This is a genomic window from Parachlamydia sp., from assembly GCF_050255895.1.
Lineage (GTDB): Bacteria > Chlamydiota > Chlamydiia > Chlamydiales > Parachlamydiaceae > Parachlamydia > Parachlamydia acanthamoebae.
On record NZ_JBFWIR010000024.1, the window covers coordinates 16,760 to 41,992 of the forward strand.

Genomic DNA, 25,233 nt, shown 5'->3' on the forward strand with positions numbered 1-25,233 from the left:
TTTAAACCTTTATGGAGGAACAGATGCGGCTGTGTTTACTTTTTCCATCTTCGGTTTTCTAAACGAAATAGGTCAAAAATTTGAAAGGAAAATCAAAATTGGCTTTTTTTATTTGATTCCAATTCTAATTTCTTTAATTGTTCTGATAAGATTATCGACCTATGTACATACTTAGCTATATAATTTACGTGAGATGTAGAACTGTTTAGGCTACCTAAAGATTACCTTGGTTATAAAGCTCGAGAATAGAAATAGGAATGATTTCAACCGAAACTCTAAGATCCGTCGTTTCCTGTCTAGCCTTTTTCCAAGGAGCTTCTAATTGAATCAATTGACCCAATTCTTCCAATGTTTTGTTGCCATATTTTTTCATTACCTCGCCGATAATATCGATCTGCTTTAAAGACAAATGATTTAAATTCCCTTTGGAGCTATCCCCGATATACAGCTGATTATAATGAAGAGCACAAAGCTCATGAATCATAATTCCCTTCTGGGTAGCCATTATTTTTTCATTAAAAAAAGGAATCCCTTCACTGATAAGCTGGTAAACTTGACAGTAATAAACAAGGATATGCATTTTCCATGCTGCAATGGGCGTATTTCGCGTATGATTAGCTAGAATATATGCTGCTATATCAAGCGCACTCACAGGTTGACTTTGTCTTCTTTTCTTCATTGATGCCCACTGCTTTAGAAATTTTGATAAAATGACAGAGTATAAATCGAACAAGGATATATAGGCCATAGCGAAAAAGGTCAAGCCTAGAAGGCTTTCAAAAATCAAAATGGGCTTTTTTATATTTGATCCCTATTTCCTCAAGCCTCTTTGATAAAATTGTCAATCTACCTGCTATCTTAATCATTCCCTTTTTAATCCCCTATTTAGAACTCTACTTGAGTCAAAGGATGCTCAATAGTGGTATAAGCAGATCCATGATCGCGCAAATTTTGTAACATCTGCCTCGCTTGTTCTCTGGCTATATTTCCATCGGGGGTAGCACTTATCTGCATCTTTCCACTACGCGCATCCACTCGAGCGGCTCCATAAAAATGATCAGCGAATATTTGCTGGTCACCAGGCTTTTCAGGCATTTTTTTTGAAAACATATATTTAAGATTGATTGATGAAAAACCAGCAGAACAAAGGTATCTAAAAATTTTATCGCCCCATTCTTTAGACTCCCCATGTTCTTTCCACCCACCCAAAATAACCACTTGAACATCTTTAAATTGAATTGATCGTTTAGAAAATTCTGCAAAAATTTGCTTAATTGATTCAACCTGAGTCGTATCATCCACATGAGCCATTGCCGTACACTTTTCTGAAATGAGCGTGACCACATAACAAGGGCCGAAGTTACCGGTTGTCAGAATAGGTTTTGGAGAATCAGGTGTGGCATATGCCCAATTTTTTTGATAAACACAAATCGTATCAGGTCCCATCGTTTTTCTTTGGTTAAAATTTATAAAAGTCAAAATTTTATGTTATCAAATAATAAAAAACACTTATTAAATATAATTAATAAATTTTTATGAAAATTAAAACTAACATATCAACAAACTTTCCCCTGCAGATAGCATTGAATTTAAATCCATTAAGGCATGATTCGCATGATGAGAGCTCCAAATACACAATATCCTTCTTTCTTTGGATGAAATTAACCGAAAGATTTTCAAGTGGATAAGCAAACGATGCGAACCACTCAAAAAAAACCTTGCATGATGAAATGATTAATGCTACAAACAAATTAAAGAGAAAGGGGTAAGTGCCTTTATAAACTACCTAGAGGCTATTTTTATCTAGGTGAGCGCATCACCCCTAAAAAATGATGACGCAAACCATAATGAGATACTGTTCCATCAACTTTAAGGAGTGGATTTATGAAGAAAAAAAATCACCTGAAAAAATTAGCCCTATTGGGAATCACCAGCGGTGTTATGATGGCATCCCAAGGACAAGCAGAAGTTCCTGTTCAACCTGAAACTTCGATTGAAAATCACTTAGCTTCCAACTATAACTACAGCTATTCCGGAAACTACATCCGTCGCGGAAACTATGCTTATAGCAAAAACCGTGGATGCTGCAATTCAGGCTCAGGCGAAAGTTCATGGGGTGGAGCTTCTTCAAGCTGTGGCTCAGGTGGTTCAGCATGCGGTGGACAAGCAATCCCTCAATCTTCCGGTTCCAGCTGTGGTGCCGGTGGTTCAGCATGTGGTGGACAAGCAATACCTCAGAATGCGCCTCAACATATACCTCAACATGGTGGCTCAAGCTGCGGTGCTGGTGGATCATCATGTGGCGGACAAGCTCATCCTCAAGCTCCTGTTTCAAACTATGGTGGATCTCAACCATGGGAAGCGCAACCACACCATCCTCAAGCCTCATCTTGGAATGGACAGCAGACAATTTCAACAGGCTGTGCTGCTAGCTCTCAAGGATGTGCAGGACAAGCGCACCCACAAACACACGGCTCAAGCTGCGGTGGTTCGAGTAGCTGTGGTGGACAACAACCACTCAACTACTACAACCCATCTAACCCATCCGCGCCATCAGCAAATCCAGTGAACCAGCCGAACCAAGCTGGTAAACCAGATGCTAATCGCTATGCGCCTCAAAACCAAGGATGGGGCCACGAGTCTCGTTAATCTCTTTTAATAGAGCCCATAGCTTATGCATTCTCGCAATGCATAAGCTATTTATTTAAATTTGACTAAGCGTTCATTCTTTAAAATAAGAGCTTAAATATGAAAAAAAATACTGCTAAACAACTCGCTTTGCGAGGAATTTTAAGCGCTTTTGTTACTGCTAACACTGTGGCCTATGCCGGAACTGAGCTCGATAATGAAACCATCCAAAAATATGGGGTTTCCAAGCAAACCAGCGAACGTGGCAACATGGGTTACCACTTAATGACAGAAGATGAACTTCTCCTTGAATTAAGTCCTCAGGGGGTATCTCTTTATAATTCTTTGGATTCAAAAGGTAAAGAATTGGCTCGTTACGTGGCAAGTCAACGTTGCATGGGTTCAAATGCATGCAAAGGTTTAAATGCTTGTCAAACAGATAAAAATGCTTGTGCAGGAAAAGGTAGCTGCAAAGGAAAAGGAAAGTGTGCCCTTGCAGACAAAAACCTAGCCGTTAAGCTCGTTGTAGATAAGATGGCTGATAAGAGAAAAGAAGCCACTGAAGGCACACAAAACAAAAAATAACCCTGTTATCTGTTAAACACTAATAGATACACAAGACTCGAAATTTACCTATGAAAAAAAATTCTAATATTCCCAATTTAGGGATTGGTATTGGCTTAAGAGTCCCACACTACAATGAAATTTTTCGCGATCAACCTGATATTGACTGGTTTGAAATTATTAGCGAAAATTTCATGGTAGAGGGCGGCCTCCCCTTACAAAATCTTGAACGGATTTTGGAACGCTACCCTGTTGTTCAACATGGTGTTTCCTTAGCAATCGGCAGCCCAGATCCTTTGGATTTTGATTACTTAAAAAAATTAAAAAATCTGACAAAACTCACGAAAACACCTTGGGTCTCCGACCATTTATGCTGGGGAAGACTTCCGGGTGCACATTATCATGATTTACTTCCTCTCCCCTATACCCAAGAAGTGATTGATTACGTTGCAGAACGCGCACGCATTGTGCAAGATTACCTTGAGCTTCCTTTCGCTCTAGAAAACCTTTCTTCCTATGTGGCCTATAACGCAGATGAAATGCCAGAATGGGAATTTTACACGGCTGTCGTAGAAAAAGCGGATATCTATATGATGTTGGATGTGAATAATATCTATGTCTCTAGCCGCAATCACGGATTTACTCCGCGAACTTATTGGGAAAACCTTCCCTTAGATCGGGTTCTTCAAATTCACTTAGCAGGCCATTCCGACTACGGTGCCTATATTCTCGACACACATGACCATCACGTGGTCGATGAAGTCTGGCAAATTTATGCCGAGGTCTATCCGAAGACGGGTGGCGTCTCTACATTGCTAGAATGGGATGACAACTTCCTGAGCTTTCAAGATACGTGGAATGAAGCCTTAAAAGCGAAGCAATTTCAACAGTCTTTAGTTAGTTGCGGAGAGCAGGCATGATCACAGAACAGACACTCGCGCCTCCAGTCCTCCAATATATTCAAGAATGGTTTGGTAGTATCATCGCTCGCCCGATTGATTTTGACAATCGCATGAATCCCGTTTCACCATGTGGGCACTCCATGGAAAAGGAAGCGGCTCATTATATTGCGCCAAGTCCAACGTTACGACCTGCGCAAAGAATTGAGTTATACAACCAACAATATTGGTGGCGTTTATTAAATGTTTTGCATGAAGTCTTTCCCTTCGTCACATGCTTGTTTGGCTATCGAGAGTTTAATCAAGTCCTTGGGTTTCCCTTTTTAGTGAAATACCCACCCGCTCATTGGTTCTTGCAAGCCATCGGAGATCGCCTACCTCTTTTCGTCCAGAAATATTACCGGGCGGATGATTTTCAGCTCGTTTACGATGCCACCCAATTAGACTGCGCTTTTAACCAAGCATTTTATTCAGCCCATATTCCCACAAATCTTCAAGAGATGATGTTAGGAGATTCAGAAGCTGTTTTAGCAAAAAGTCTAGTTCTGCAGCCCCATATGCAAGTGTTTGCATTCAAATACGATTTAGTGGAATTTCGCCAAGCTTTTTTAAAGCAAAATCCCGATTATTGGCTGGAACATGACTTTCCCGAACTGAAGCACGTACCCACTTTTTGCGCCGTTTTCCGGAATGATTTCAATCAAGTCGTGACGACACCACTCGATCCAGATGAATACCATTTTCTTTCTCTTTTCCGCTCGGGTTGCTCGATCGATCAAGCCTGTGAATGGCTAGACGAACAAACAGACCCGATCTTTGAAAATAGCGCCGAAAACTTACAAAAATGGTTTCATAAATGGTTCCTAGAACAATGGTTAACTCTAGATACAAAATCATCAATTGAGTAAGCTAGATCCGAATTTACTCTGGTCAAATGTATGCCTCAAATCCATGCGCGCGAAGCAGCCTTTTTGGCTGTTTATTCTTTTTTAAAAGAAGGAAAGTTTCTTTCAGAATCTCTAGAGAACTGGAAGCAAAAAGAATCCCCTTCTTCTTTAGATTTTTCTTTTGCTCAAGATATTGCCTACGGATCAGTTAGAATGGCTCTCGCATTGGATTATATCGCAAAATCAACAGCTGAAAGGCAATCGTTATCTCTCAAAGTAAAAGAAAGATCTCTTCTCCGAACGGCCATTTATCAAGCAGCCTTTCAGCGGTCCACACCTCTTTATGCGATTGGTCAAGAGAGTGGCAATCTCGCCAAAAAATACTGCCATCCCACATTCAGCTCTTTTTTAAATGCCTTATTGAGAAAATTAGGAAGCGGAATTCCTCCGCTACCAGAAGGAAATTCCCTGCAAGATCTAAGCATTCGTTATTCGTATCCTCTTCCCTTGGTTGAAGCTTTTTTGGATGACTTTGGATTAGAAAAATGCAAACAAATGTTAGAGCTTGGCAACCATCCGGCTCCTACTATGGTGAGAATTCGCCCCCATGTATCTCTTACTGAAGATGAAAAAGAAAAACTAACGTGCATACCTGAGCTTTCTCCTCATCTAGCATGCATCAAAGAAACAGGTACTCTGTCCATTTTTTCTCAGTCTCCCCACACTTACATTCAAAACGGTACACCTTACCTATTGATGGAACATCTACGCCAAAGCGCTGAAAATCCTCAAACCATTTTGGATCTTTGTGCCTCTCCAGGTGGAAAATTATTGCTAGCCCATGATTTTTATCCTTCGGCGACCTTATTTGCCAACGATGTTTCCGAGCGCAAACTTAAAACACTTCAAGAAAACTGTCATAAATATCAATTAAACGTCTCCCTCAGCTGTTCAAAAGGGGAATTTTTTGCTTCCGATCGACGTTTTGACTTAATCATTGTCGATGCCCCATGCAGCAACACGGGTGTCCTAAATAAACGACCAGAAGCGCGTTGGAGATTTTCCCCTGAGTCACTTAAACAGCTAGAAGAGACTCAATTGCAATTGCTAGCTCATGCGCGAACACTCCTTTCAGATAAAGGGGAAATTTGGTATTTGACTTGTAGCATTTTAAGTCAGGAAAATGAAAAGCTTGCTCAGAAAATTAGTCAAAAAAGCGGTCTTTTTATGCGAACAAGCCAAACCATTCTGCCGAATGCTTTGGGCTTAGATGGCGGCTTTGCCTGTGCCTTGCGTCCTTATTAAAAAAAATAGAACATACTCGCCATGATAAGGGTTGGAATAAGGGCCCCCAAAAATAGGTATAATGTTGAAATACCATCCGCAAAATACTTATTTAAAATGGCCTGACCTAAGGGATTTGGTGCATTGGCAATCACTGTCAAGCCTCCTCCCGTTACAGCTCCTGCAACAACGGCATATTTCATCTGGTCTGTAAATGTGGGAATCAATGTCGCTAAAAAGGTAATTTCTGCATTGTCATTGAACGCAGTTAAAATAATCGAAAGACCAATCAAAATCTCATTTGAAGCATGCCCTAACAATGGAGCAATCCACCAAGCTTGCAGGGTTCCATGAATGACTAGGCCAGCCAAAAAAAACCCTACTAAAATAGGCGTTTTAAGCTCCAACTCCCATTGAAAAGGAAGCGTTGCCCGATAAAATCCAATAAATAACAAAAAAGACCCAATGAAGACGACGGGATAGTGAGAATGAACCACAATCCATGTCAAAAAAAACACATGAGCCAGACAAATCCACACGGGAATCGATTCCGATTCCTCTTCTGTTTCTCTAAATTGCTGCCTTTGTTTTTCTAATTGGACAAACTCTTTTTGAAAAAAACGGTAATACAAAAAATTTGCAATTAAAATCCCACAAATGGCTTTCCATCCAAATTGCATTAACATGTTTGGCGTATTCCAATCCCAAACTTTGCTAACCATTAAGACAGGAGGAGCAGCAAAAGTTGTTAAAATACCTCCAATCGAAATGTTGGTAAACAAGAGTCCTAAAGTCGCATAGGCAAGAAGAGGAGAAGGCTTTAAGTGATAGAACTGCTTAGCCAAAAGCATGGCACAAATTGTCATAGCGCCAGGCTCTGTGATAAATGATCCAGCTAACGGCCCCACTGTTAAAAGAGCCCACCACCAAGATTTAACAGACTCTCCCCCTAACCTTGCTACCCACTTTAGACTCTTTTCTGCTAGATGAATAATGGGCTTTGTGGAAGTAATCCCCATAATTACAACAACAAAAAGAGGTTCGATGTAACTGATCCCATTTAAGTAGTGAATGACCGTATTCCAATTGTAGATATATCCCATACAAAGAATTAAAGGGATCACCCACACACCAAAGGCAACTTCGACTTCCCCTAAAAAATGAAAAACTTCAATTTTAAAATTATTAAGGGGGTTTTGTATGGTTAAATCGCTTTGCGAGGCTTTAAGACGATTTGACATCTCAGTAAACTTATGTGTAAAAAACGTATGCGTAATGGCACAAATAAAAATAGCAAAAGAAAGCAAGTTAAAGGGTTGAATCTGAATGCGAAAGAGTAGTTGTTCCAGGATACTTCCTAAAGAGGCATCGTCATATTCTGATAAGGATAAGATCAATGGATTTGATGATTCAAAATAGAAGGCACCATTATATAAAAAATACGTGACCTCAGCGGCTCCTAAAGAGATTAAACAATAGGCTAATCCTAACCAAAATCCTTTAACAGAAATATGCTGAAATAATTTTTTGGATGGTAATTCTAAAAGGGATCTATCGTCAGACATTTTATCTCACTGCGTATTTCTCTAAAATCAGCATTTCAGAAGATTTTTTAAATGTAAAAGTATTTTTCTACAATTTAAGAGAGGAAATATAGTGAGAGATATTAAAATCAAGGTCCAAAGCATCAAGATAATGCCATTTGAAAGCCGTTTCCGTAGCCAGTAAGCGAAAGAGCTGCATTGTTTCATCCAGCCGTTCCCAGCTAACGGATGGTAAAGAGGAAATTTTTTGAATGTATTCCCAACAGCAAGGTGTTACCCATGATCGCATCCACTTGCCACCATGTAAAATCTGTTGTCCTTCATTTAACGCGGAGGCATGCCATTCGATCATTTGAAGCAAAAATGCATCAATCGCTTCAAAGCGAAATTTGGCATTCCATAAATCTTCTCGTTTTAGAGCAATCGCAACATGATACGCTTCAAACCAAAACTCTTTGATGCAGCGGACAAATTGCTGAAGGCTAGGATTATCCCTTTCATACGCTTCATTTTCCACATTTTTTAACATATTCTCTTTATCGACTAAAATCTTGAATGGGGGCAAACAATGAACAGTTCGCAAAATGTCTGGAGAAAAGAGGGTAAAATCCACTTTTATTCCATCTTCGAAAATGACAAGGCGAGTAGGAACGATCTGTTGTGCAAGACATAGCTTTTCATGCACACAAATCCAGACATTTCCAAATGCTGATAGCCAAGTGTCGTTATAGGTAAAGGTTTCGATTTCTGTGCAAAAAAGAGATAGATCATAGTCTGAGTATCTATCAGCTTGATTTGTGGCATGGGATCCTTGCAAAATCACGGCTTTAACGGTTTGCTCTTGCTTAGCCCACTCTACAATCTTGGTTACAATCGATGAACTCACATCAACCAATCTGGTTCAGAATATGTTGAACATCAAAATAAGACCAATATTCAATGATCTTATCATTTTTTATCCGGTACATCGAGACCCCACTAAAAGAAATAGGTCTTCCTGTGGGTTTTTTATTCTTAAATTCCCCTTGATGATTAGCTGAGCATCGCCAGTTAGTGACAACAACGTCTCTTTCACACACTACAAATATGTTTTTTACACTAAGATTAGGAAAGGCCTTCAACCATGTTTTGACAACATTTTTCATCAATTCTCTACCTTGAAAATTCCCAAGCAGACTATGAATAATGGCATCGGGATGAAGCAGATCATCAATGGCACTTAGATCCTTTTTATTCCAAATTCTTTCTTGGAATTCTTCGCCAATCAACTTCAAATGGGGTAGATTATCCATTTTATGCTCTTGCGTTATCTGTTAATGGGTGGGGGCAAATCTAAAGGATTGAAGCCAAGCGGAGGAAGAATGAATACAACGGATAGATCATTCATATCACCTGCGGTGGGTTCAGCATCGAGTTCATAAAAATAATCGCCCTCTTTCAGAGGATGAATATTCACCACTTTAGCAACATGTAATCCTTCGGGAAAAATACCATCCATTCCAGTCGTCACGAGGAGATCATCCACCCTCACTAAAGGGGGAGCTTGGTATGTAGCTCGTTGTGAAAGAGGAATATCTTCGGGAATGCCAGTTCTCAAATCTCTTGCAGGCCCTTCTTGATCAGCAAAATCATAATTAAAGCCAATTCCACGCAAACACGGAGCTTGAGAACGCCAGGAAGACTTGCTACAGCCATTTAACTCGCCTTTTGCCAGCAATAATCTCGGTACGGTTTCCTTTTTTAGCTTCTCTTTAAAACTATTCAATAGGTTTTTTACCTCTTCATCTTGCACAGAAGATGCGGACATAGACTTGAGAAGTAAATCTACTTTTTCTAAAAGAATCGTTTTTTGGTCACTACCTCGATGGACACGCACGGAAAGTGTCAAGCCAGAATCTGTAATTAATTTGACTCTTGCTTGTTTTTTTCCCACATAATCAATCACGCCAATCACGGATTTTCCTAACATCACAGGACTATTTTTGCAAATATAAGAACAACCTAAATCTTCATTTTTGTTAGCTCCTACATTCAGCCATAATGAGCTATTCCAGGATGAAGGAGAACGAAAAATGACTTTTGCTGGAATTCCTCGCCCTTCTAATTCCTTCTTCTCAGAAGCAGAGTCCTCTTCTTTCCATGAATTCAAGCGTAAGTCATGCTCCGCCATTAAACGAAGTCGTTCATTTTCTGTCATTAAAAGCGTATTTTCAAGCTCCAGCTCCTTAAGCCTTTCTTCCGATTGATCGTGAGAGTCCGCCCCTTTTGTCGTAAATGATAAAAATGAAGCCAAACGCAATTTAGTATTAGCCAGGCTTTCCCAGGAAGGGCCCAGCAAAGCAGCAACACTTCCTTTCATTTTCTCGGCAGTTTGCAAAGGGATGCTCATCAATAAAAATAGGAAACAGAAGATGAAAAGATAGGGTTGGGATTGTTTACGTCTCATGATTTTACAATTTGGCTAACCGCTTGTACAACATAATCTAAGTTACTTGAATTAAGTCCAGCCACATTGATACGACCATTTAAGGGGGTGTAAATGCCGTATTGATCTCTTAAAGCTAAAACCTGTTTCTCATCAAGCCCGGAAAAAGAAAACATGCCAAGCTGTTCATTCATAAAACTAAAATCCAAAGCACAATAAGCCTCTGAAAGCCTATTTACAAAGGCTTTTCGAATATTTCTAATTCTTGAACGCATTTTTTCTAATTCTTGCAGCCATTCCTGCTGAAGGGACAAAGATTGAACAATTGTGGATACAATACGCGCTCCATGCAAGGGAGGCATGGAATAACTGCTACGAATCCGTTGTTTGAGATGGCTTTTAACTTTCAAAGCTGTTGATGCATCTGGAGTCACGATAGCTAAAGTCCCGACACGCTCTCCGTAAAGTCCAAAGTTTTTCGAGTAAGAACTAGCCACGAACATTTCATGTCCCTCTTCTGCAAAAAGGCGAATTGCTTGAGCATCTTGCTCCAAGTTAGCACCAAAGCCTTGATAGGCGAAATCAAAAAAGGGAACTAGTTGATGCTCTTTAATTAATTCCGAAAGAATTTTCCATTGCTCAAAAGTAGGATCGACACCCGTGGGATTATGGCAGCACGCATGCAGAATAATCAGGCTTTTAGGTGGCATCGTTCGAATAGCCGCACACATACGATCGAAATCAAAGCCATGCGTTTCTTCAGAATAGTAAGGATAAAAGTTCACCTGCATGCCAGCATATCTGAAAATTTGCAGATGATTTGGCCACGTGGGCGTCGAAAGGAAAACTGGACCTGAAGCTATTTCTTTATAAAATTCCGCTCCGATTCTTAATGCTCCTGTGCCACCAACCGATTGAATCGCAGCAATCCGTTTATCTTTTAAAAGAAAGTGATTGGAGCCAAAAACAAGCTTAAGAGAGGTTTGAATAAAATCGACAACGCCCTCCATCGGAGGGTATTCCTTATCCAATTTTTGTTCGAGGAGGAGCTGTTCAGCTTTTCGTACAGAAGATAAAACAACGGGATTTCCCCATTCATCTTTATAGGCCCCAATCCCTAAATTCACTTTCTCAGGACGTGTGTCCTGAGAAAAGAGAATATTCAAACCAAAAATGGGATCATCAGGAAGTAAATCGATTTGATTAAACATGTTTAATTCTCATCGTCATCCTTATGAAGACCACAGCATTTTTTATACTTTTTACCGCTTCCGCATGGACATGTATCATTCCGACCTACACGCGGTCCTTGTACCATGACAGGTTGCTCTACCATGTCAGACGGCCCTTCAATCTGCTGGACAGGTGCTCCAGGCCCCTCTTGAGGAGGGCGCACCTCTAATCCTGCAAAAAGAGAACGGTTTGTTTCAAGCTGAAGCCCAGCTAGTAAATCTTGAATCGAGACTTGTCTTGTAATGATCTCAAAGCGGAATAAGTCATGCGCCACTTCACTACGCAGATTTTGTCCAAATTCATCAAAACTAGTGAATGCCTCTTGTTTAAATTCCATCAAAGGATCTCGTTGTCCAACTGCTCTTAAGCCAACTTCAGAACGCAAATGGTCCATTGTTAGCAAATGCTCTTGCCATAGCCGGTCATTTTTTCGAATCATCATATTGCGAATCGCTTCATGAGCAGGCTTTGCAGGACTCAATGAAGAATTTTCTGCAGAGACAACCTTTTGATTTTCTCGTTTTAACTTTTCTTCAAAAGCTGCAATCACTTTTTCAGAAGCCATTTTTTCTAAATCTTCAATCTCGAGATGGTCATTATCGAAATAACCCTCCTCAAAACTCACAGGAAAATGCTGAATGAGCCATTGACGATAGCCTTCAGGATCCCAAGCACCTTCTTCTGAATGATTTTTGAAATACTTATCAGCAGCAGTCTGACAAACAGTATTTAAAATATCTACAGCAATCACTTCCGGATGTTCTGTATGAATGATCTCATTTCTAAAGGCATAAACTTCCTGGCGTTGTTTATTCATCACATCGTCATATTCAAGCGTATGCTTTCGAATGGTGTAATTGCGCTGTTCCACTCTTTTTTGAGCCGTTTCGATTGACTTATTCAGAATAGATGCAGAAATAGGCTCTCCTTCTGGGGGTCTAAATTTCTGCAAAATTCCTGTCAAACGAGGAGAGGCAAAAAGACGCAATAAAGCATCTTCAAACGACACATAGAACTTTGATGTTCCAGGATCCCCCTGACGCGCACAACGACCACGCAACTGTCTGTCAATACGGCGAGATTGGTGTCGTGTCGTGCCCATCACGTATAATCCACCTAATTCCGCTACACCAGGAGCTAATTTAATATCAGTTCCTCGGCCGGCCATGTTTGTTGCAATAGTGATCGCACCCCGCGTTCCAGCATGTGCGACAATTTCCGCTTCTTTATCATTTTGTTTTGCATTCAAAACAGTATGAGGAAGCTTATTTTGTTTAAAAATTCTGGATAATTTTTCAGAGACTTCCACAGATTCTGTACCAATTAGAATCGGACGCCCTTGCTCATGCACTTCACGAACTTCTTTCAAAATCGCATTGTATTTCTCACGCTCGGTCATGTAGATTTCATCATTGAAATCCTTACGTACGCATGTTCTATGTGTCGGAATTTCCAAGACTTCTAATTTATAGATTTGCTTGAATTCTCCCGCTTCAGTCGTTGCCGTGCCCGTCATGCCTGCAAGTTTTTTATACATCCTAAAGAAGTTTTGCAGAGTAACAGTCGCATAAGTCTGCGTTTCTTTCTGGATGGAAACAGCCTCTTTCGCTTCAATGGCTTGGTGCAAGCCATCCGAGAAACGTCGACCAGGTTGTGGACGCCCTGTGTGCTCATCGATAATGACAATTTTTCCATCTTGAACGATATAATCAACATCTCGTTCCATAAGCAGATGGGCTCTCAAAAGCTGTCTGAGATTATGAGCGCGTTCTTTACGCTTCGCATCTTCTTCCTGAACGGCCAACTTCCGTTCCATTTTAGCATTGGTATCTAAATTTGGATCTTCGTCGATGAGCAAATATTCGTGGCTGATGTCGAGCATGACGAAATCATCTGCAGACCCTTCTTTTGCCACGTTCTGCCATGCAGCAATCCCCTTGTCTGTTAATTCGTATTCACTACTTTTTTCATCGACAACCATGAAAAGCTCAGAAAGCGCGCGGGCCTTTTCTTCTTTGTTGGTGTCCCCATAGTAATAAAGATCCCATTTATCAATCGCTGCGCGCAGATCGGGGTCCTCTTTCACACGTTTTAAAATTTTGTTATGCGGGGTTCCTTTCCCGACTAACCAAAATTTTCTGAGCGCTTCCTGGTAGATTTCTTCCTCTTTTTTATCGCGCTTATCGCGGATTTTGCCTTCCGCATCAACTAAACTTTCTAAACTCTTGCGCGCTTCACTTGCCAGACGATTGCACAAATCTCTTTGCATTCGGACTAAATCAGCGGCTCCTGTTTTCAACTCATCGTACATTTGGCGACTCACAGGCACTGGACCGGAAATAATCAAAGGTGTACGCGCTTCATCGATTAAAATGGAGTCGACTTCGTCGATAATCGCAAAATAATACCCACGTTGTACTTGCTCTTCTTTCCGAGAAGCCATTGAGTTATCGCGCAGATAGTCGAAACCAAATTCGGAAGCTGTGCCATAAACAATATCCGCTTCATAAAGTTTCTTTCTTTCCTCTGTCGAGGTATCATTGGTAATGGAAGCTGTTGTTAGTCCCAACCAGCGGAATATTGTTCCAATCCATTCACAGTCCCGTTTAGCCAAATAATCGTTAACGGTGACCAAGTGCACGGATTCGCCTGTTAAAGCGTTTAAATAAAGCGGCATCGAAGCGGTTAAGGTTTTTCCTTCCCCGGTCATCATCTCTGCAATGCATCCATGATGGAGAGCTATCGCACCTACAATTTGCACATCATAAGGGACCATATCCCATTTCTGATCATAGCCTGAAACGTGAACTTCTGTTCCGCAAAGGCGTCTGCATGTATTTTTCACGACTGCATAAGCTTCTGGGAGGATCTGTTCTAAAGTTTCCCCGTTAGCTAACCGTTGCTTAAATTCATTTGTCTTAGCACGCAGGGCCTCATCGCTAAGCGAAGTAAATTTCGCATCCCATTCGTTAACTAATGCCACACTTTTAAAGTATTTTCTCACAAGACGATCTTGTGCTGTGCCGAAAATTTTCTTGAGGATTCCGAACATATCTCTTCCCATTGTAATTGAGAATTTTATGAAAAAATTCTCCTATATTATTAAGGATAAATTTTACGTTAGCGCCCTTTTTTATTCAAGCGGTCCCTCTTGTTTTTAACGCAGGAAGGAAATAAAAAAAAGGAGTTAAATGCCTGATTGGACAAGATCGTGCATTTTAATCAGCCCTACGACCTTGTGATTATCATCCACAACAGGTAGCACGGTAATGGGATGTTTCTGATCGGATTCCATTTGACGCATAGCTTCGAAGGCTAAAACATCAGGGGTAATCAACTGCGGTTTTTGCGACATAATTTGACCGATAGGGGTTTCCAAAACCTGTACACCATTTTTTTGGAGGGCACGTCGCAAATCTCCGTCCGTGAAAATTCCTTTCAAAATAAATTGATTATCTACAATTAAAACACATCCACATTTTTTATTAGACAATTCAACCAAAATGTCGACCAATTTGTTTTCTGGATAGCAAATGGGAATGGCCGATCCCGTTAACATGAGGTCTTTGACTTTGACATTGACACGCTTCCCTATTGTCCCAGCCGGATGATTTAATCCGTATTGATCTTTGCTAAAATTCTTATGCGTCATGAGCTCCACCGCCAAAACATCCCCAAAAATCATTTGGATAGTTGTAGAAGTTGTCGGAACCAAATCAAAAGGACATAGCTCTTTTTGAAGCGGTAACTCAATAAAAATATCGCAAGCTTTTGCCAAACGACTTTTTGCATTGGAAACAATCCCGATAATTGTGGCACCTTTATTCCGCAAGCATGGCATTAAATTCAACAATTCATCGGTTTCTCCACTTTTGCTTAGAATTAAAAAAACATCGTCAGAGGTGACAATTCCAATATCTCCGTGCAAAGCATCGGTTGGCGAAAGAAAAAGTGCGCGAGTTCCTGTAGAAGTCATGGTCGCCGCCACTTTTTTGGCCACATAACCGCTTTTCCCTACTCCCGTAAAAATTAAAACTCCCTTGCAATTCTGACAAATTTCAAGAACTTTCTCAGACTTTTGCATGTCTAGGTGGCTGAAAAAATAATCGAGGTAATTTTTTGCATGTGCAAAGAGATCTTTCAGCATGGATTTCCTTAGATGGGATATTAAAATTTTAAAAATAGACAGAGAAAAACTTTGTGGAGAATTTTTCTTTCTTCAGTAGACATTGGATATTAAATTAAAAAAGTATTAGGCTCAAGATTGTTTTTCTTGGGAAAGGACGATTCCCGTAAAGGGATTAAAATAGGAGTGAAAATGGGACAAAAACTAATTCCGATTACAGTTGCCGAAGGTGACGGCATTGGACCTGAAATCATGCAAGCTGTCTTGCACATTCTTTCAGCAGCCAAAGCGCCTCTAGATATCACAACAGTGGAAATAGGGGAAAAAGTTTATCAAAAAGGGGAAAAAACAGGAATCAGCCCAGAAACCTGGGATATTATTCGCAAAACAAAAGCATTCCTTAAAGCTCCTATTACGACTCCGCAGGGGGGGGGATTTAAAAGCTTAAATGTCACAGTACGAACATCACTTGGGCTTTATGCCAACGTCCGTCCTTGCGTTTCTTACTCCCCCTTTGTCCAAACCAAACATCCCAAAATGGATGTGGTGATCGTGCGAGAAAACGAAGAGGATCTTTATACAGGGATTGAATATCGTCAAACACTCGATACATACCATGCATTAAAAATTATCACGCGGCCAGGTTGCGAAAAAATCATTCGGTATGCATTCGAATATGCCCTGGCAAATAAGCGGAAAAAAGTGACATGCTTTACTAAAGATAACATCTTAAAACTCACCGATGGTCTATTTCACAAAGTTTTCGAAGAAATTGCACAAGAATACCCTTCTATTGAAAATGAACATTGGATTATTGATATTGGTGCAGCTAAAATGGCCGATACCCCTGAAGCATTTGACGTAATCGTCATGCCAAATTTATATGGAGACATTTTATCTGATGTTGCGGCACAAATCGCTGGCTCTGTCGGTCTTGCGGGTTCTGCCAATATTGGCGAGCATGCGGCCATGTTTGAAGCCATTCATGGGTCTGCACCACGCCGCGCAGGAAAAAACATGGCCAATCCATCAGGTTTACTAATGGGAGCAATTTTAATGCTTGTGCATGTAGGTTTACCTGACTTTGCCACTCTTGTGCACAATGCGTGGTTAACTACTCTCGAACAAGGGATCCATACCTATGACATTTACAAAGAAAACATCAGTAAGCAACTCGTTGGAACTAAAGAATTTGCAGAAGCGGTAGCTCAAAGAATTGGCCAAAAGCCTAAAATTCTTAAAGAAGCAAGCTATGGAGAATTTAATGCAATTCTCACACAAAAACATGAATCTAAACAAACCGGCATCCACAAGACAACGCAAGGAATTGACATCTTTGTCGATTCTAATCAAGAGGTAGAAGAGTTAGAGAAAAAACTCACTAAAGTTCAAGATCCAGACTTTAAGCTATCAATGATCAGCAATCGAGGCGTACGCGTTTGGCCGGTTAAAATGCCAGAGACAGCTTGCTCTGACAGCTGGCGTTGCCGCTATATCGCGTCAAAAAAAGGTTCCAATCTTTCCCATCATCAAATTGCTCGCCTCTTGCAAAAATTTGCAGATGCACAAATCGATTTTGTCAAAACGGAACATCTGTGCTCATTCGATGGTTCACCGGGCTACACTTTAGCACAAGACGAACAATAAATACTTTTCTACAAAGGACTTGATCAAGTCCTTTGTTTTTCTTTCTAAGACTCATCTTTTTAATTATAAAAACAATCAATATTTAAATATTACTTTAATAGCAAATAAAAATAATGCTATAATGAGTTATACAAAAATATTATCGGGGGTTTTATTTATGAGCAGTCCAGTTAATTCACCACGTTCATCAGGCGAATATAAAGTTGAAGCTGCTAATCTTGGCGAAATAGCTTCAGCAAATAAAACTGTTCAAACAAATGAAATCGATGCAAGTGTTGAGCAAGCTGCTGATAAGGTCTTAAATAAATCAGCTTCCGAGCGCAAATCTATTCCCACTCGTCCTTTATCCGATAATGCAGATAGCGTTAAGGAAAGAAATCAAAATAAAGCCACTCAAAGCAATCTAAGTAAATTCCTTCAGTTTTTTACTCATATAGGCAAACGCTCTAAAAAACAAAAAACCGAACAAGATTCTTTTGAAACAGAAATGACCGAAATGAAATGGCAAACGAATGCAGCATTCCATGATGAAAACAAAGTTTCCTCAGAAGCAATCAAAAAAATGGCAACCCCGGAAGCTCAGGAAACAAAGAAAAAAAGTTCCGGAATCAAATCATTCATACAAGGTATTATTAAGTTTGTTAAATCTCATAATCCCTTAGCACGTATAACACGAACAAAAAAAGCTGTTGTTGAAGAAACAAAGGAGGTTGAAAAATCTCTACCTTCCAATATTGAACCTTATCATAATCTAGTTAAACAAATGATTAATAGACTTGAACAAGGCGAAAAAAAAGGTTCCATTCCACTTGGATTATTTCGAGTGAGTGGAAGTAAAACTACTGTCGAAAAAGCGGTTACAGATTTTAAAGAGACCGAAGGGCATCAAGATCTTCCAAGCGATTGGCATGATGCCACCTCTATGATTAAAAACACAGTGATGTCACAAAAAGCTCCTCCCATGCAAAAAATTAAAGATTTAAATATTCCTGCAGTACATGCTGAAGCGGTTGATCAAAAAAAATCAGAAGAAGAAATTATACAAAATATCCAAGGAGCAATTTTCAAACTAGGCTCTGAAGAGAGAAACTTTTTAAAAGATTACTTAAAAATGATCGATCTGACTTATCAGAAGTCTTGGCCAAAGGAACAAGCGCCTGGAGATAAAGATCCTTTTACAGCCTATTTGCAAGGAACCCCCTCTCTCACAAATGTTTTTTCTCATGAAAGTCTTGCAGATGCTCTTTTTGCAAGTATGGGCACTCAAAAAACTGTAAATTTGGGTTATGTTGAATTTTTAGTCAATAATCGAGAAAAGATCTTTCAAACAGAAAAAACTGAAATTTGAGTGTCTTGATGGCTTTGAACATGCGTGATTGGACTTCGTAAAAATTGCTCCCCTGCCTGTTGAAAACGTTCCGGATCATCCGAAACGTAATAACGGAAATGGGGAGTTTTTTCTTTTAAAGACTGCAATTGTTGGTTGCCTAATATCTCTTCAACTTTAAGGGCGCAAGCAGAAGCGGAATCAATAATTTTAACCTGCCCCTCCATTTCTTCTTCTATCAAAGATTTGAGTAAAGGATAATGGGTACAGCCCAAAATGAGAGTATCCACGTCACTCTTTTTTAATGGTTGTAGGTATTCCTGCACAATTAAACGCGTTGCTGGATGCTCTAACCACTGTTCCTCTACCAGCGGTGCCAATAAAGGACACGCTAGCGAAACCACGCGTGCTTGTGGCATAAGATCGAGTATTTTCTGCTTATACACACCTGATCGGATCGTCCCTTTAGTCCCCAAAACAGCAATGGAACCGCTTTGAGTTTGTGCAATTGCCGCTTCGATACTGGGAGAAATCACGTCAATAATGGGAATGAGAAATTGATCCTGCAAAGTTGAAAAAGCAAAGGCAGATGCCGTATTACAAGCAATCACCAGCAATTTAATGTCTTGCTCCATCAAGAAATGAGCATTGGCAAGCGAATACTGAATAATGGTTTCGGCGGCATTATTCCCGTAAGGAAAATGCGCGGTGTCTCCAAAATACAAAACAGATTCATAGGGCAATAACTGCATGACAGCCCGCATTACGGTCAATCCCCCTATTCCTGAATCGAACATCCCAATCGGGTTGTTATTCCATATTTTTTCTTTTTGAAACATATCACTAAGGAAGTTTAAGTTTTTGTCCTTTACGGATCTTGTCTTGACTCAAACCATTCAGTTCCTTCAAAACCTTGATGCTTGTTTTATGCACTTGGGCAATTTTACCTAAGCTATCTCCATCTTTGACTTCATACAATTTAAACTCCTGTGCCACATCTTGTGGAGGTTGTAAAACATCCATAAGAGCCGCGAGGGCTATTTGCATGTTTTCCATATTTTTATGTTGAAGCTCAGATGCCTGAGTCAGCTGGCTAAGCTTTTGATCCAGCTTTGAAATAACCGTGGTGGATTCATTGAGATGTGTTTGCAGATTTTTTAAGTCTTGCACAATTTTTTTTGAGGTTGACTCAAGCTCGCTTAAACGTGTCTCTTGACTGCTCGTGTTTGACTTCACAAACTCTTTTTGTTTATCCTGATTATCCATCATCTGCTTACTTAAAACGTGGAGCGTTTCCTGCAAGCTTTCACATTTTTGCTCTAAAAGGGTAATTTCTTTCTCATGATTATTAAATTCATGTCGAAGGATATTTAACGAAGCCTTCATCTCTTGCTCAAGCAATACCCGTTGATTTTGAGTCCTTGGAGGATTAGCGGCCTCAAGCTGAAATAGATTTACCAACACAAAAAGAAAGGGAATCATTCCCTTTCTTATCAATATAGATCCAGCCATCGTTAGCCTCAACGCTGGTAAATTTTAAATTCTGCGCGACGGTTTTGTCCCCACGATTCTTCATTATGATCCAGAAACAAAGGACGTTCTTTTCCGTAAGAAATGGTGAACAAATTCTCTGGATTAACTCCCTCTTTGATCAAAATTTCACGCACAGCATTGCTTCTTCTAGAGCCTAGAGCTAGATTATAGGCCTCTGCCCCTCTTTCATCGCAATGTCCTTCAATGAATACATACACACGATCGTGCTTTTTTAAATAATTGGCAACTTTGCGAAGTGCAAGTAGGTTTTCTTCACCCTTGATTAAGTTGCTATTATACGGAAAGCGCACACTTTCAAAAATTCCTGCTAATTCAGGATATGTAGCGGGATCATAAAAAGCATCAATTCCAGGAATCGCACTACCGGGATCTCCTGGAGAATATTTTGGGTGACGAGATACGTCAGCCATCGCAATCAAATTGTCATTATTTAAATCCTGGAGAGGAACGTAGTCACATTCTTCAGGAGAAAAACTGTATTCTTCATCATACACGGAAAACTCTTCTCGGCAACGTACCTGGCGAGAATCCCCATGTTTTCCTGCTAAAGAGCGAAAGCCTCTTTGCACATGGCGTCCGGCAGATTTAGTGTCATCCCACACATCATCTTTCGTTCGCATACATCCAAAGCAAAAAATAACAGCTAAAATCAACTGGATTGAAATCAGGAGTTTTGTCTTCATAAAACCTCTAAAAGAATTGAATCATCTTGGTTGAGTTAGTTCCCATACATACAATTATAGAGAAGCATTCTCACAATCTTTCCCCGATTTTGCAAGGGATTCGATTAAGAATTGGATCTTATCACAATGGGAGCAAAAAAATACAACGAAACTATGATTTTTTAGGACTAGATTGTTTGAAGAAGTCTTTACAAACTAATTTCAACATATTTACTTTTAGTTAATTGTGGCGCAAAAATGTCTGAATCATGCCTCAATTTGAAAGCATTTTTCTTAGTTCCAAATAAATCCCTTCCAGAGGATGACTGTAAACGTAAAGATGATCTGTTATTAGAAAAATCGAAATATTCAGTTTTTTATAAATAAAATAGCAATTTAATCCTTCAATCCGTATAAGTCGATTTCACCAAAAAAGGTGTGACCATGGATAAGAAAGAAAACATTGAAATTCTAGCAATTGGCACGGAAATTTTAACAGGACATACTGTTAATACAAATGCGGCCTACATTGCTAAACACTTAATGGATATCAATCTTGAAGTTTCCAGACAAATCGTCGCGCCTGATGCTGGAGAACGTTTAAAGGCTATTTTGACGGAAATCGTTGCTCGGGCATCTTTAGTTATTGTAACAGGAGGCCTCGGTCCAACCTGTGATGATAATACACGTCAAATTGTTGCTCAATTATTAGGATGCTCCTTTCGTTTTGACGAAGAGATTGCAGCAGAACTTGCCCAACGTTATGGGGCCAATCTCATGAGTCTTAAAGATCAAGCAACTGTTTTGCATCCCGCTATCATTTTGAAAAATACCATCGGAACGGCACCAGGATTTATTGTTCAGAAAAATCAAACAACTGTCATTTTACTTCCTGGGATTCCCGAAGAAATGAAAGTAATGCTCGGTCAGGTGCTGGATTATTTAAAAAGCCATTTTTTAGATGGTGTCAAAACATTCACACGCAAATGTAACTTTTTTGGACTCACAGAATCTACTGTCGACGTGTTTTTAAAACAATTACAATCTAATTACCCTGAAGTAGAATTTGGCATTTATTCGAGTCAAGGTGTGCTGACCGTACAAGTGACTAAAAAATCAGAACAGAAAGATCCAACCCTTCTTCTATTAGATACATTAATCCAAACAATCAAAAATACATTTTCCGGGCATTTTTTTGACACCCCCTCTAATACAATTGAAGAAGCCATACATAATTTATTCTGCCAACATAACTGGACTTTGAGCTGTGCGGAATCGTGCACAGGTGGCCAATTGGCTAGCGCTTTAACCTATTTTCCAGGATCCTCAGAATATTTTCTAGGAGGTATTGTCCCCTATTCAAACACTCAAAAAATCCACATTTTAGGGGTCACACCAAAGAGTATTGAGGAAGATGGGGCTGTCAGCGCCCGCGTCGTTTCACAAATGGCTGAAAATATGCTCACACTGGCAAATAGCGATTATAGCCTTGCTGTTTCCGGTATTGCAGGACCGGATGGGGGAACAACCGAAAAACCCGTTGGTACAATTTGGGCGGCTATTGCTCAGCGCGGACGTCCCCCTTTTGTATGGGAGTTTTTAGCTAAAGGCAATCGACAACTCATCATAAAAAAGACCATAAACACCATTTTAGGGCAACTCTTGAAGATTTGCCATCAACGACTAGGAGAAAAATAAAATCTTTAAAAAATAATGAAAACCCCTTCCTCCAATCCACTTGCATTAACGCTCACCACTTAATCTATCATATGGGTTTTCTTCCTTATCCTTTTAATATGGATAAATTAATGTCGAATCCTAAAAATAATGTTGCAAACTCAAGGAATTACCGCCAGATATTAAAAACAAAGGCTAAAATTCGTATGAAACGCCTTATTTATAGAATATTATATCTCTACGTTTGATATAAGCTTTACTAAATTTAATCTCTTCGCTGGATTTATGGGGCTTGCAAATAGGATGTTCAGAATTGGAGTATGCAGTTAAATTTTAAACGCAATCTTTCAAAAAAATTGGTATAGCGTTCTCACAAAATAAGGGCAACTTATGTTGAGACGATTACAGGAGAAATCATGAGCACAGTATTCACAACAAGCATTGTTAAAGAAAAAGATAGCCATGCCGCCGGTGAAGCTCTCGGTCTAGAGGCTCTCAAAAAAATGCCTTCGCAAAAACCAGATCTCGCAATCATTTTTGGTTCACCCGATTACGACTATAAAAAAGTTTTTGAATCACTTTTTAAGGTCATCGGTGAAATTCAAATCATTGGATGCACTTCAGCAGGAGAATTTACCGAGAAAGAAGTCTCTCAAGGAGGGATTGCGTGTGCATTTATCACGTCGGACACGCATCACTTTTATACTGGGATCGGTATTGGACTGCAAAACAAGCAAAATGAGGCCATCGATGTTGCTCTAACAAACTTCCCAAAATCTGTTCCCAACTTCCCATTACAATCTGCTATGCTATTCGTCGATGGATTAACAGGAAAAGGCGAAGAAGCCGTGCAAGCGACTTCTCAAATGTTAGGTGGTCAGGTCAAATTATTTGGAGGAGCCGCCGGAGACAATCTCCGCTTTAAAAAAACACGTGTGTTTGGTTCAGGGTTAGCCCTCTCCGATGCCGTGAGCACATGTCTCATTGCTTCCAAAAAACCAATTATTTGTAGCGTAAAGCATGGTCACCACCCGATTTCTCCCGCTCTTTGCGTGACGAAAGCTAAAGACAATATTCTTTATGAAATCGAAGGAAAGATCGCATTAGATGTATGGAAAGAATACTTACAGGATGAAGTTCAAGAGCAGGATTGGCAACATCTCATTAATCACGATTCAGAGTTTTTATCTAAACTATTACTGAAACACGAGGCAGGAGTGATTACAGGCGATTCTTACAAAATCCGCTTTCCGATTTCATGTAATCCGGATGGTTCTTTAAACTTTATTTGTACCATTGAAAAAAATTCCTTAATCAAAATCATGAGTGCTCGCCCCTCTGATCAAATTACATCAGCACTAGAAGCTGCTAAAGAAGCCCTGACACGAGCCAAAAATGAAAAGATCGCTGGCATAGTGGTTTTTGACTGTGCTTGTCGAGGCATGATATTAAAAGAACGTTTTTCCGTTGCTGTAGAAATGATCAAAGATATCTTTCCTGATACTCCCATGATTGGGGTAGAAACCTATGGAGAAATTTTGTTAGATCCGGATGAACCTGCAGGGGGATTTCACAATGCCTCAATCGTAATCATGCTCATCCCCGAATAAAAGAAGCTTACTCGAATTAAAAAGATACCGATACTTACCCGGAGAAGATTTCAATACCTTCACACCATGCCAAGCATTCGGCGTATTTTTGAATAAAAATTATGTTTATTCAAAAAATTGATTGGTGTAGAAATCATGAAATCTTGAAAGTCTGAATTAAACTTGTCTCCAAGAACACGTAAAGCATCTCTCCAAGCAAAATCCCCATCTTCTGAAATGTTAAACGAAAAATGGTCACAATCTTCGAGGCATTGCCACTATGGGTAGCAACCTTATTGATCGAAATTCCCATGTGCCACGTATACCGAATTTGATATCTTTGATCGTCTAAAATTTGCGTCATTTAATATTGATAAGTCACATCGTAACAGAAAAATCCCACCCTTTTTCCGTTAGATACGTTAATCAAAACAAGCAAAATACATTTTTAAGGCATTTTTTTCACTCTTTGATGATTTGTCCTCAACAATTAGATGGTGATATCATCTAGGTTTTCTTATCCTTAATATAGATAAATTAATATCGAATTCTAAAAATAATGTTGCATAATCAAAGAATTATCCCTGATATTAAAATTCGTATGAATCGCTTTTATTTATAGAATATTATATCTCAAAGTTAGGTATTTATGTGGTTTGCAAATAGACTGTTCAGAATTGGAATATACGGTTAAAATTCAAACCCAATCTTTCAAAAAAACGATATGGAGTTCTCGCAAAATAAGGGCAACTTATGTTGAGGAGATTACAGGAGAAATCATGAGCACAATATTCACAACAAGTATTGTTAAAGAAAAAGATAGCCATGCCGCCGGTGAAACTCTTGGTCTAGAGGCACTCAAAAAAATGCCTACGCAAAAACCAGATCTCGCAATCATTTTTGGCTCACCCGATTACGATTATAAAAAAGTTTTTGAGTCGTTTTTTAAAATCATCGGTGAAATTCAAATCATTGGATGCACTTCAGCGGGAGAATTTACCGAGAAAGAAATGTCACAAGAGATATTGTCAAATGTTGTGTTTTGAGCATCTAATAGCGCATCCAATTTTTTAAAAATTAAGCTGTGTATTTCATGTTAAAGACTTCTTCCCCATCTTTAAACTGCACACCCAAAATCAGTTTGTTAATCAACTCATGACCTTTTAATTTTCGCCATCGCTTTTGCG

22 protein-coding genes are annotated in these 25,233 nt (G+C 39.6%); 10 read left to right on the forward strand and 12 right to left on the reverse strand.

The features are described from left to right. Positions 1-214: 214 nt before the first annotated feature. Both AB7E63_RS05730 and AB7E63_RS05735 read right to left on the reverse strand, forming a co-directional pair. Positions 215-679 (reverse strand): Panacea domain-containing protein, encoded by a 465-nt coding sequence (locus AB7E63_RS05730; RefSeq protein ID WP_006341514.1) that lies wholly within the window; start codon positions 677-679, stop codon positions 215-217. A 206-nt stretch (positions 680-885) separates the two neighbouring features. Continuing rightward, on the reverse strand, positions 886-1,446 hold the full coding sequence (locus AB7E63_RS05735) for a hypothetical protein (RefSeq protein WP_006341515.1): 561 nt from the start codon (positions 1,444-1,446) through the stop codon (positions 886-888). A 438-nt stretch (positions 1,447-1,884) separates the two neighbouring features. On the opposite strand from AB7E63_RS05735, the gene AB7E63_RS05740 reads away from it, so the two are divergent. From AB7E63_RS05740 to AB7E63_RS05760, 5 genes are all read left to right on the forward strand, one after another. After that, positions 1,885-2,649, forward strand: a complete 765-nt coding sequence (locus AB7E63_RS05740; protein WP_006341516.1) for a hypothetical protein — start codon at positions 1,885-1,887, stop codon at positions 2,647-2,649. Between the two features lie 99 nt (positions 2,650-2,748). Further along, positions 2,749-3,213, forward strand: coding sequence for a hypothetical protein (locus AB7E63_RS05745; RefSeq protein WP_006341517.1), 465 nt, complete (start codon positions 2,749-2,751; stop codon positions 3,211-3,213). Between the two features lie 50 nt (positions 3,214-3,263). Continuing rightward, a complete protein-coding gene (locus AB7E63_RS05750; protein WP_006341518.1) occupies positions 3,264-4,112 on the forward strand; it encodes an MNIO family bufferin maturase in 849 nt (282 codons plus the stop codon). Then, positions 4,109-4,999 (forward strand): HvfC/BufC family peptide modification chaperone, encoded by an 891-nt coding sequence (locus tag AB7E63_RS05755; protein ID WP_006341519.1) that lies wholly within the window; start codon positions 4,109-4,111, stop codon positions 4,997-4,999. Before AB7E63_RS05750 ends, AB7E63_RS05755 begins: the two co-directional genes overlap by 4 nt. A gap of 30 nt (positions 5,000-5,029) precedes the next feature. After that, a complete protein-coding gene (locus AB7E63_RS05760; RefSeq protein ID WP_006341520.1) occupies positions 5,030-6,283 on the forward strand; it encodes an RsmB/NOP family class I SAM-dependent RNA methyltransferase in 1,254 nt (417 codons plus the stop codon). Here the strand turns inward: AB7E63_RS05760 and AB7E63_RS05765 are convergent. From AB7E63_RS05765 to AB7E63_RS05795, 7 genes are all read right to left on the reverse strand, one after another. Next, positions 6,280-7,827: a putative Na+/H+ antiporter gene (locus AB7E63_RS05765; protein ID WP_006341521.1), complete on the reverse strand. Its 1,548-nt coding sequence runs from the start codon at positions 7,825-7,827 to the stop codon at positions 6,280-6,282. The two genes, AB7E63_RS05760 and AB7E63_RS05765, sit on opposite strands and share 4 nt — an antisense overlap. Positions 7,828-7,894: 67 nt before the next feature. Beyond that, the gene (locus tag AB7E63_RS05770) at positions 7,895-8,692 is read right to left on the reverse strand and encodes an aminoglycoside 6-adenylyltransferase (protein ID WP_006341522.1); all 798 of its coding nucleotides are present in this window, start codon (positions 8,690-8,692) and stop codon (positions 7,895-7,897) included. Position 8,693: 1 nt separating this feature from the next. Further along, on the reverse strand, positions 8,694-9,098 hold the full coding sequence (locus tag AB7E63_RS05775; protein ID WP_006341523.1) for an ester cyclase: 405 nt from the start codon (positions 9,096-9,098) through the stop codon (positions 8,694-8,696). Between the two features lie 14 nt (positions 9,099-9,112). Then, entirely contained in the window at positions 9,113-10,183 is a 1,071-nt protein-coding gene (locus tag AB7E63_RS05780; RefSeq protein WP_162181359.1) for a rod shape-determining protein MreC, read from the reverse strand. Positions 10,184-10,248: 65 nt separating this feature from the next. Continuing rightward, positions 10,249-11,442, reverse strand: a complete 1,194-nt coding sequence (locus AB7E63_RS05785; protein WP_006341525.1) for an aromatic amino acid transaminase — start codon at positions 11,440-11,442, stop codon at positions 10,249-10,251. A gap of 2 nt (positions 11,443-11,444) precedes the next feature. Continuing rightward, on the reverse strand, positions 11,445-14,516 hold the full coding sequence (secA, locus tag AB7E63_RS05790) for a preprotein translocase subunit SecA (protein ID WP_036746274.1): 3,072 nt from the start codon (positions 14,514-14,516) through the stop codon (positions 11,445-11,447). Between the two features lie 135 nt (positions 14,517-14,651). Beyond that, a complete protein-coding gene (locus AB7E63_RS05795; protein ID WP_006341527.1) occupies positions 14,652-15,611 on the reverse strand; it encodes a KpsF/GutQ family sugar-phosphate isomerase in 960 nt (319 codons plus the stop codon). 171 nt (positions 15,612-15,782) lie between these two features. Between AB7E63_RS05795 and AB7E63_RS05800 the strand changes: the two genes are divergently transcribed. Both AB7E63_RS05800 and AB7E63_RS05805 read left to right on the forward strand, forming a co-directional pair. Continuing rightward, on the forward strand, positions 15,783-17,237 hold the full coding sequence (locus AB7E63_RS05800; RefSeq protein WP_013924143.1) for an NADP-dependent isocitrate dehydrogenase: 1,455 nt from the start codon (positions 15,783-15,785) through the stop codon (positions 17,235-17,237). 157 nt (positions 17,238-17,394) lie between these two features. Further along, a complete protein-coding gene (locus tag AB7E63_RS05805; protein ID WP_100067518.1) occupies positions 17,395-18,585 on the forward strand; it encodes a RhoGAP domain-containing protein in 1,191 nt (396 codons plus the stop codon). Here AB7E63_RS05805 and murI read toward each other — a convergent pair. The 3 genes from murI to AB7E63_RS05820 are packed head-to-tail and all read right to left on the reverse strand — an operon-like array spanning position 18,561 to position 20,801. Continuing rightward, positions 18,561-19,403 (reverse strand): glutamate racemase, encoded by an 843-nt coding sequence (gene murI / locus AB7E63_RS05810; protein WP_006341530.1) that lies wholly within the window; start codon positions 19,401-19,403, stop codon positions 18,561-18,563. The genes AB7E63_RS05805 and murI overlap by 25 nt on opposite strands. Before the next feature lie 4 nt (positions 19,404-19,407). Beyond that, positions 19,408-20,076 (reverse strand): LysM peptidoglycan-binding domain-containing protein, encoded by a 669-nt coding sequence (locus AB7E63_RS05815; protein WP_006341531.1) that lies wholly within the window; start codon positions 20,074-20,076, stop codon positions 19,408-19,410. A gap of 8 nt (positions 20,077-20,084) precedes the next feature. Next, positions 20,085-20,801, reverse strand: a complete 717-nt coding sequence (locus tag AB7E63_RS05820) for an OmpA family protein (protein WP_006341532.1) — start codon at positions 20,799-20,801, stop codon at positions 20,085-20,087. 423 nt (positions 20,802-21,224) lie between these two features. Here AB7E63_RS05820 and AB7E63_RS05825 point away from each other — a divergent pair, with 423 nt between their 5' ends. The 3 genes from AB7E63_RS05825 to AB7E63_RS05835 all read left to right on the forward strand — a co-directional run bounded on the left by AB7E63_RS05825 (position 21,225) and on the right by AB7E63_RS05835 (position 25,092). Then, a complete protein-coding gene (locus AB7E63_RS05825; RefSeq protein WP_006341534.1) occupies positions 21,225-22,478 on the forward strand; it encodes a CinA family nicotinamide mononucleotide deamidase-related protein in 1,254 nt (417 codons plus the stop codon). Positions 22,479-22,873: 395 nt separating this feature from the next. Beyond that, positions 22,874-24,067, forward strand: a complete 1,194-nt coding sequence (locus tag AB7E63_RS05830; RefSeq protein WP_013924139.1) for an FIST signal transduction protein — start codon at positions 22,874-22,876, stop codon at positions 24,065-24,067. 758 nt (positions 24,068-24,825) lie between these two features. Then, the gene (locus AB7E63_RS05835; protein ID WP_036746648.1) at positions 24,826-25,092 is read left to right on the forward strand and encodes an FIST N-terminal domain-containing protein; all 267 of its coding nucleotides are present in this window, start codon (positions 24,826-24,828) and stop codon (positions 25,090-25,092) included. The last annotated feature ends 141 nt before the right edge of the window (positions 25,093-25,233 follow it).

What these genes read in the sequence shown, in the direction of transcription:
- AB7E63_RS05730 (WP_006341514.1), bottom strand. Translation starts at nt 679, where the DNA reads ATGAAGAAAAGAAGACAAAGTCAACCTGTGAGTGCGCTTGATATAGCA.
- AB7E63_RS05735 (WP_006341515.1), bottom strand. Translation starts at nt 1,446, where the DNA reads ATGGGACCTGATACGATTTGTGTTTATCAAAAAAATTGGGCATATGCC.
- AB7E63_RS05740 (WP_006341516.1), top strand. Translation starts at nt 1,885, where the DNA reads ATGAAGAAAAAAAATCACCTGAAAAAATTAGCCCTATTGGGAATCACC.
- AB7E63_RS05745 (WP_006341517.1), top strand. Translation starts at nt 2,749, where the DNA reads ATGAAAAAAAATACTGCTAAACAACTCGCTTTGCGAGGAATTTTAAGC.
- AB7E63_RS05750 (WP_006341518.1), top strand. Translation starts at nt 3,264, where the DNA reads ATGAAAAAAAATTCTAATATTCCCAATTTAGGGATTGGTATTGGCTTA.
- AB7E63_RS05755 (WP_006341519.1), top strand. Translation starts at nt 4,109, where the DNA reads ATGATCACAGAACAGACACTCGCGCCTCCAGTCCTCCAATATATTCAA.
- AB7E63_RS05760 (WP_006341520.1), top strand. Translation starts at nt 5,030, where the DNA reads ATGCCTCAAATCCATGCGCGCGAAGCAGCCTTTTTGGCTGTTTATTCT.
- AB7E63_RS05765 (WP_006341521.1), bottom strand. Translation starts at nt 7,827, where the DNA reads ATGTCTGACGATAGATCCCTTTTAGAATTACCATCCAAAAAATTATTT.
- AB7E63_RS05775 (WP_006341523.1), bottom strand. Translation starts at nt 9,098, where the DNA reads ATGGATAATCTACCCCATTTGAAGTTGATTGGCGAAGAATTCCAAGAA.
- AB7E63_RS05785 (WP_006341525.1), bottom strand. Translation starts at nt 11,442, where the DNA reads ATGTTTAATCAAATCGATTTACTTCCTGATGATCCCATTTTTGGTTTG.
- secA (WP_036746274.1), bottom strand. Translation starts at nt 14,516, where the DNA reads ATGTTCGGAATCCTCAAGAAAATTTTCGGCACAGCACAAGATCGTCTT.
- AB7E63_RS05795 (WP_006341527.1), bottom strand. Translation starts at nt 15,611, where the DNA reads ATGCTGAAAGATCTCTTTGCACATGCAAAAAATTACCTCGATTATTTT.
- AB7E63_RS05800 (WP_013924143.1), top strand. Translation starts at nt 15,783, where the DNA reads ATGGGACAAAAACTAATTCCGATTACAGTTGCCGAAGGTGACGGCATT.
- AB7E63_RS05805 (WP_100067518.1), top strand. Translation starts at nt 17,395, where the DNA reads ATGAGCAGTCCAGTTAATTCACCACGTTCATCAGGCGAATATAAAGTT.
- murI (WP_006341530.1), bottom strand. Translation starts at nt 19,403, where the DNA reads ATGTTTCAAAAAGAAAAAATATGGAATAACAACCCGATTGGGATGTTC.
- AB7E63_RS05815 (WP_006341531.1), bottom strand. Translation starts at nt 20,076, where the DNA reads ATGGCTGGATCTATATTGATAAGAAAGGGAATGATTCCCTTTCTTTTT.
- AB7E63_RS05820 (WP_006341532.1), bottom strand. Translation starts at nt 20,801, where the DNA reads ATGAAGACAAAACTCCTGATTTCAATCCAGTTGATTTTAGCTGTTATT.
- AB7E63_RS05825 (WP_006341534.1), top strand. Translation starts at nt 21,225, where the DNA reads ATGGATAAGAAAGAAAACATTGAAATTCTAGCAATTGGCACGGAAATT.
- AB7E63_RS05830 (WP_013924139.1), top strand. Translation starts at nt 22,874, where the DNA reads ATGAGCACAGTATTCACAACAAGCATTGTTAAAGAAAAAGATAGCCAT.
- AB7E63_RS05835 (WP_036746648.1), top strand. Translation starts at nt 24,826, where the DNA reads ATGAGCACAATATTCACAACAAGTATTGTTAAAGAAAAAGATAGCCAT.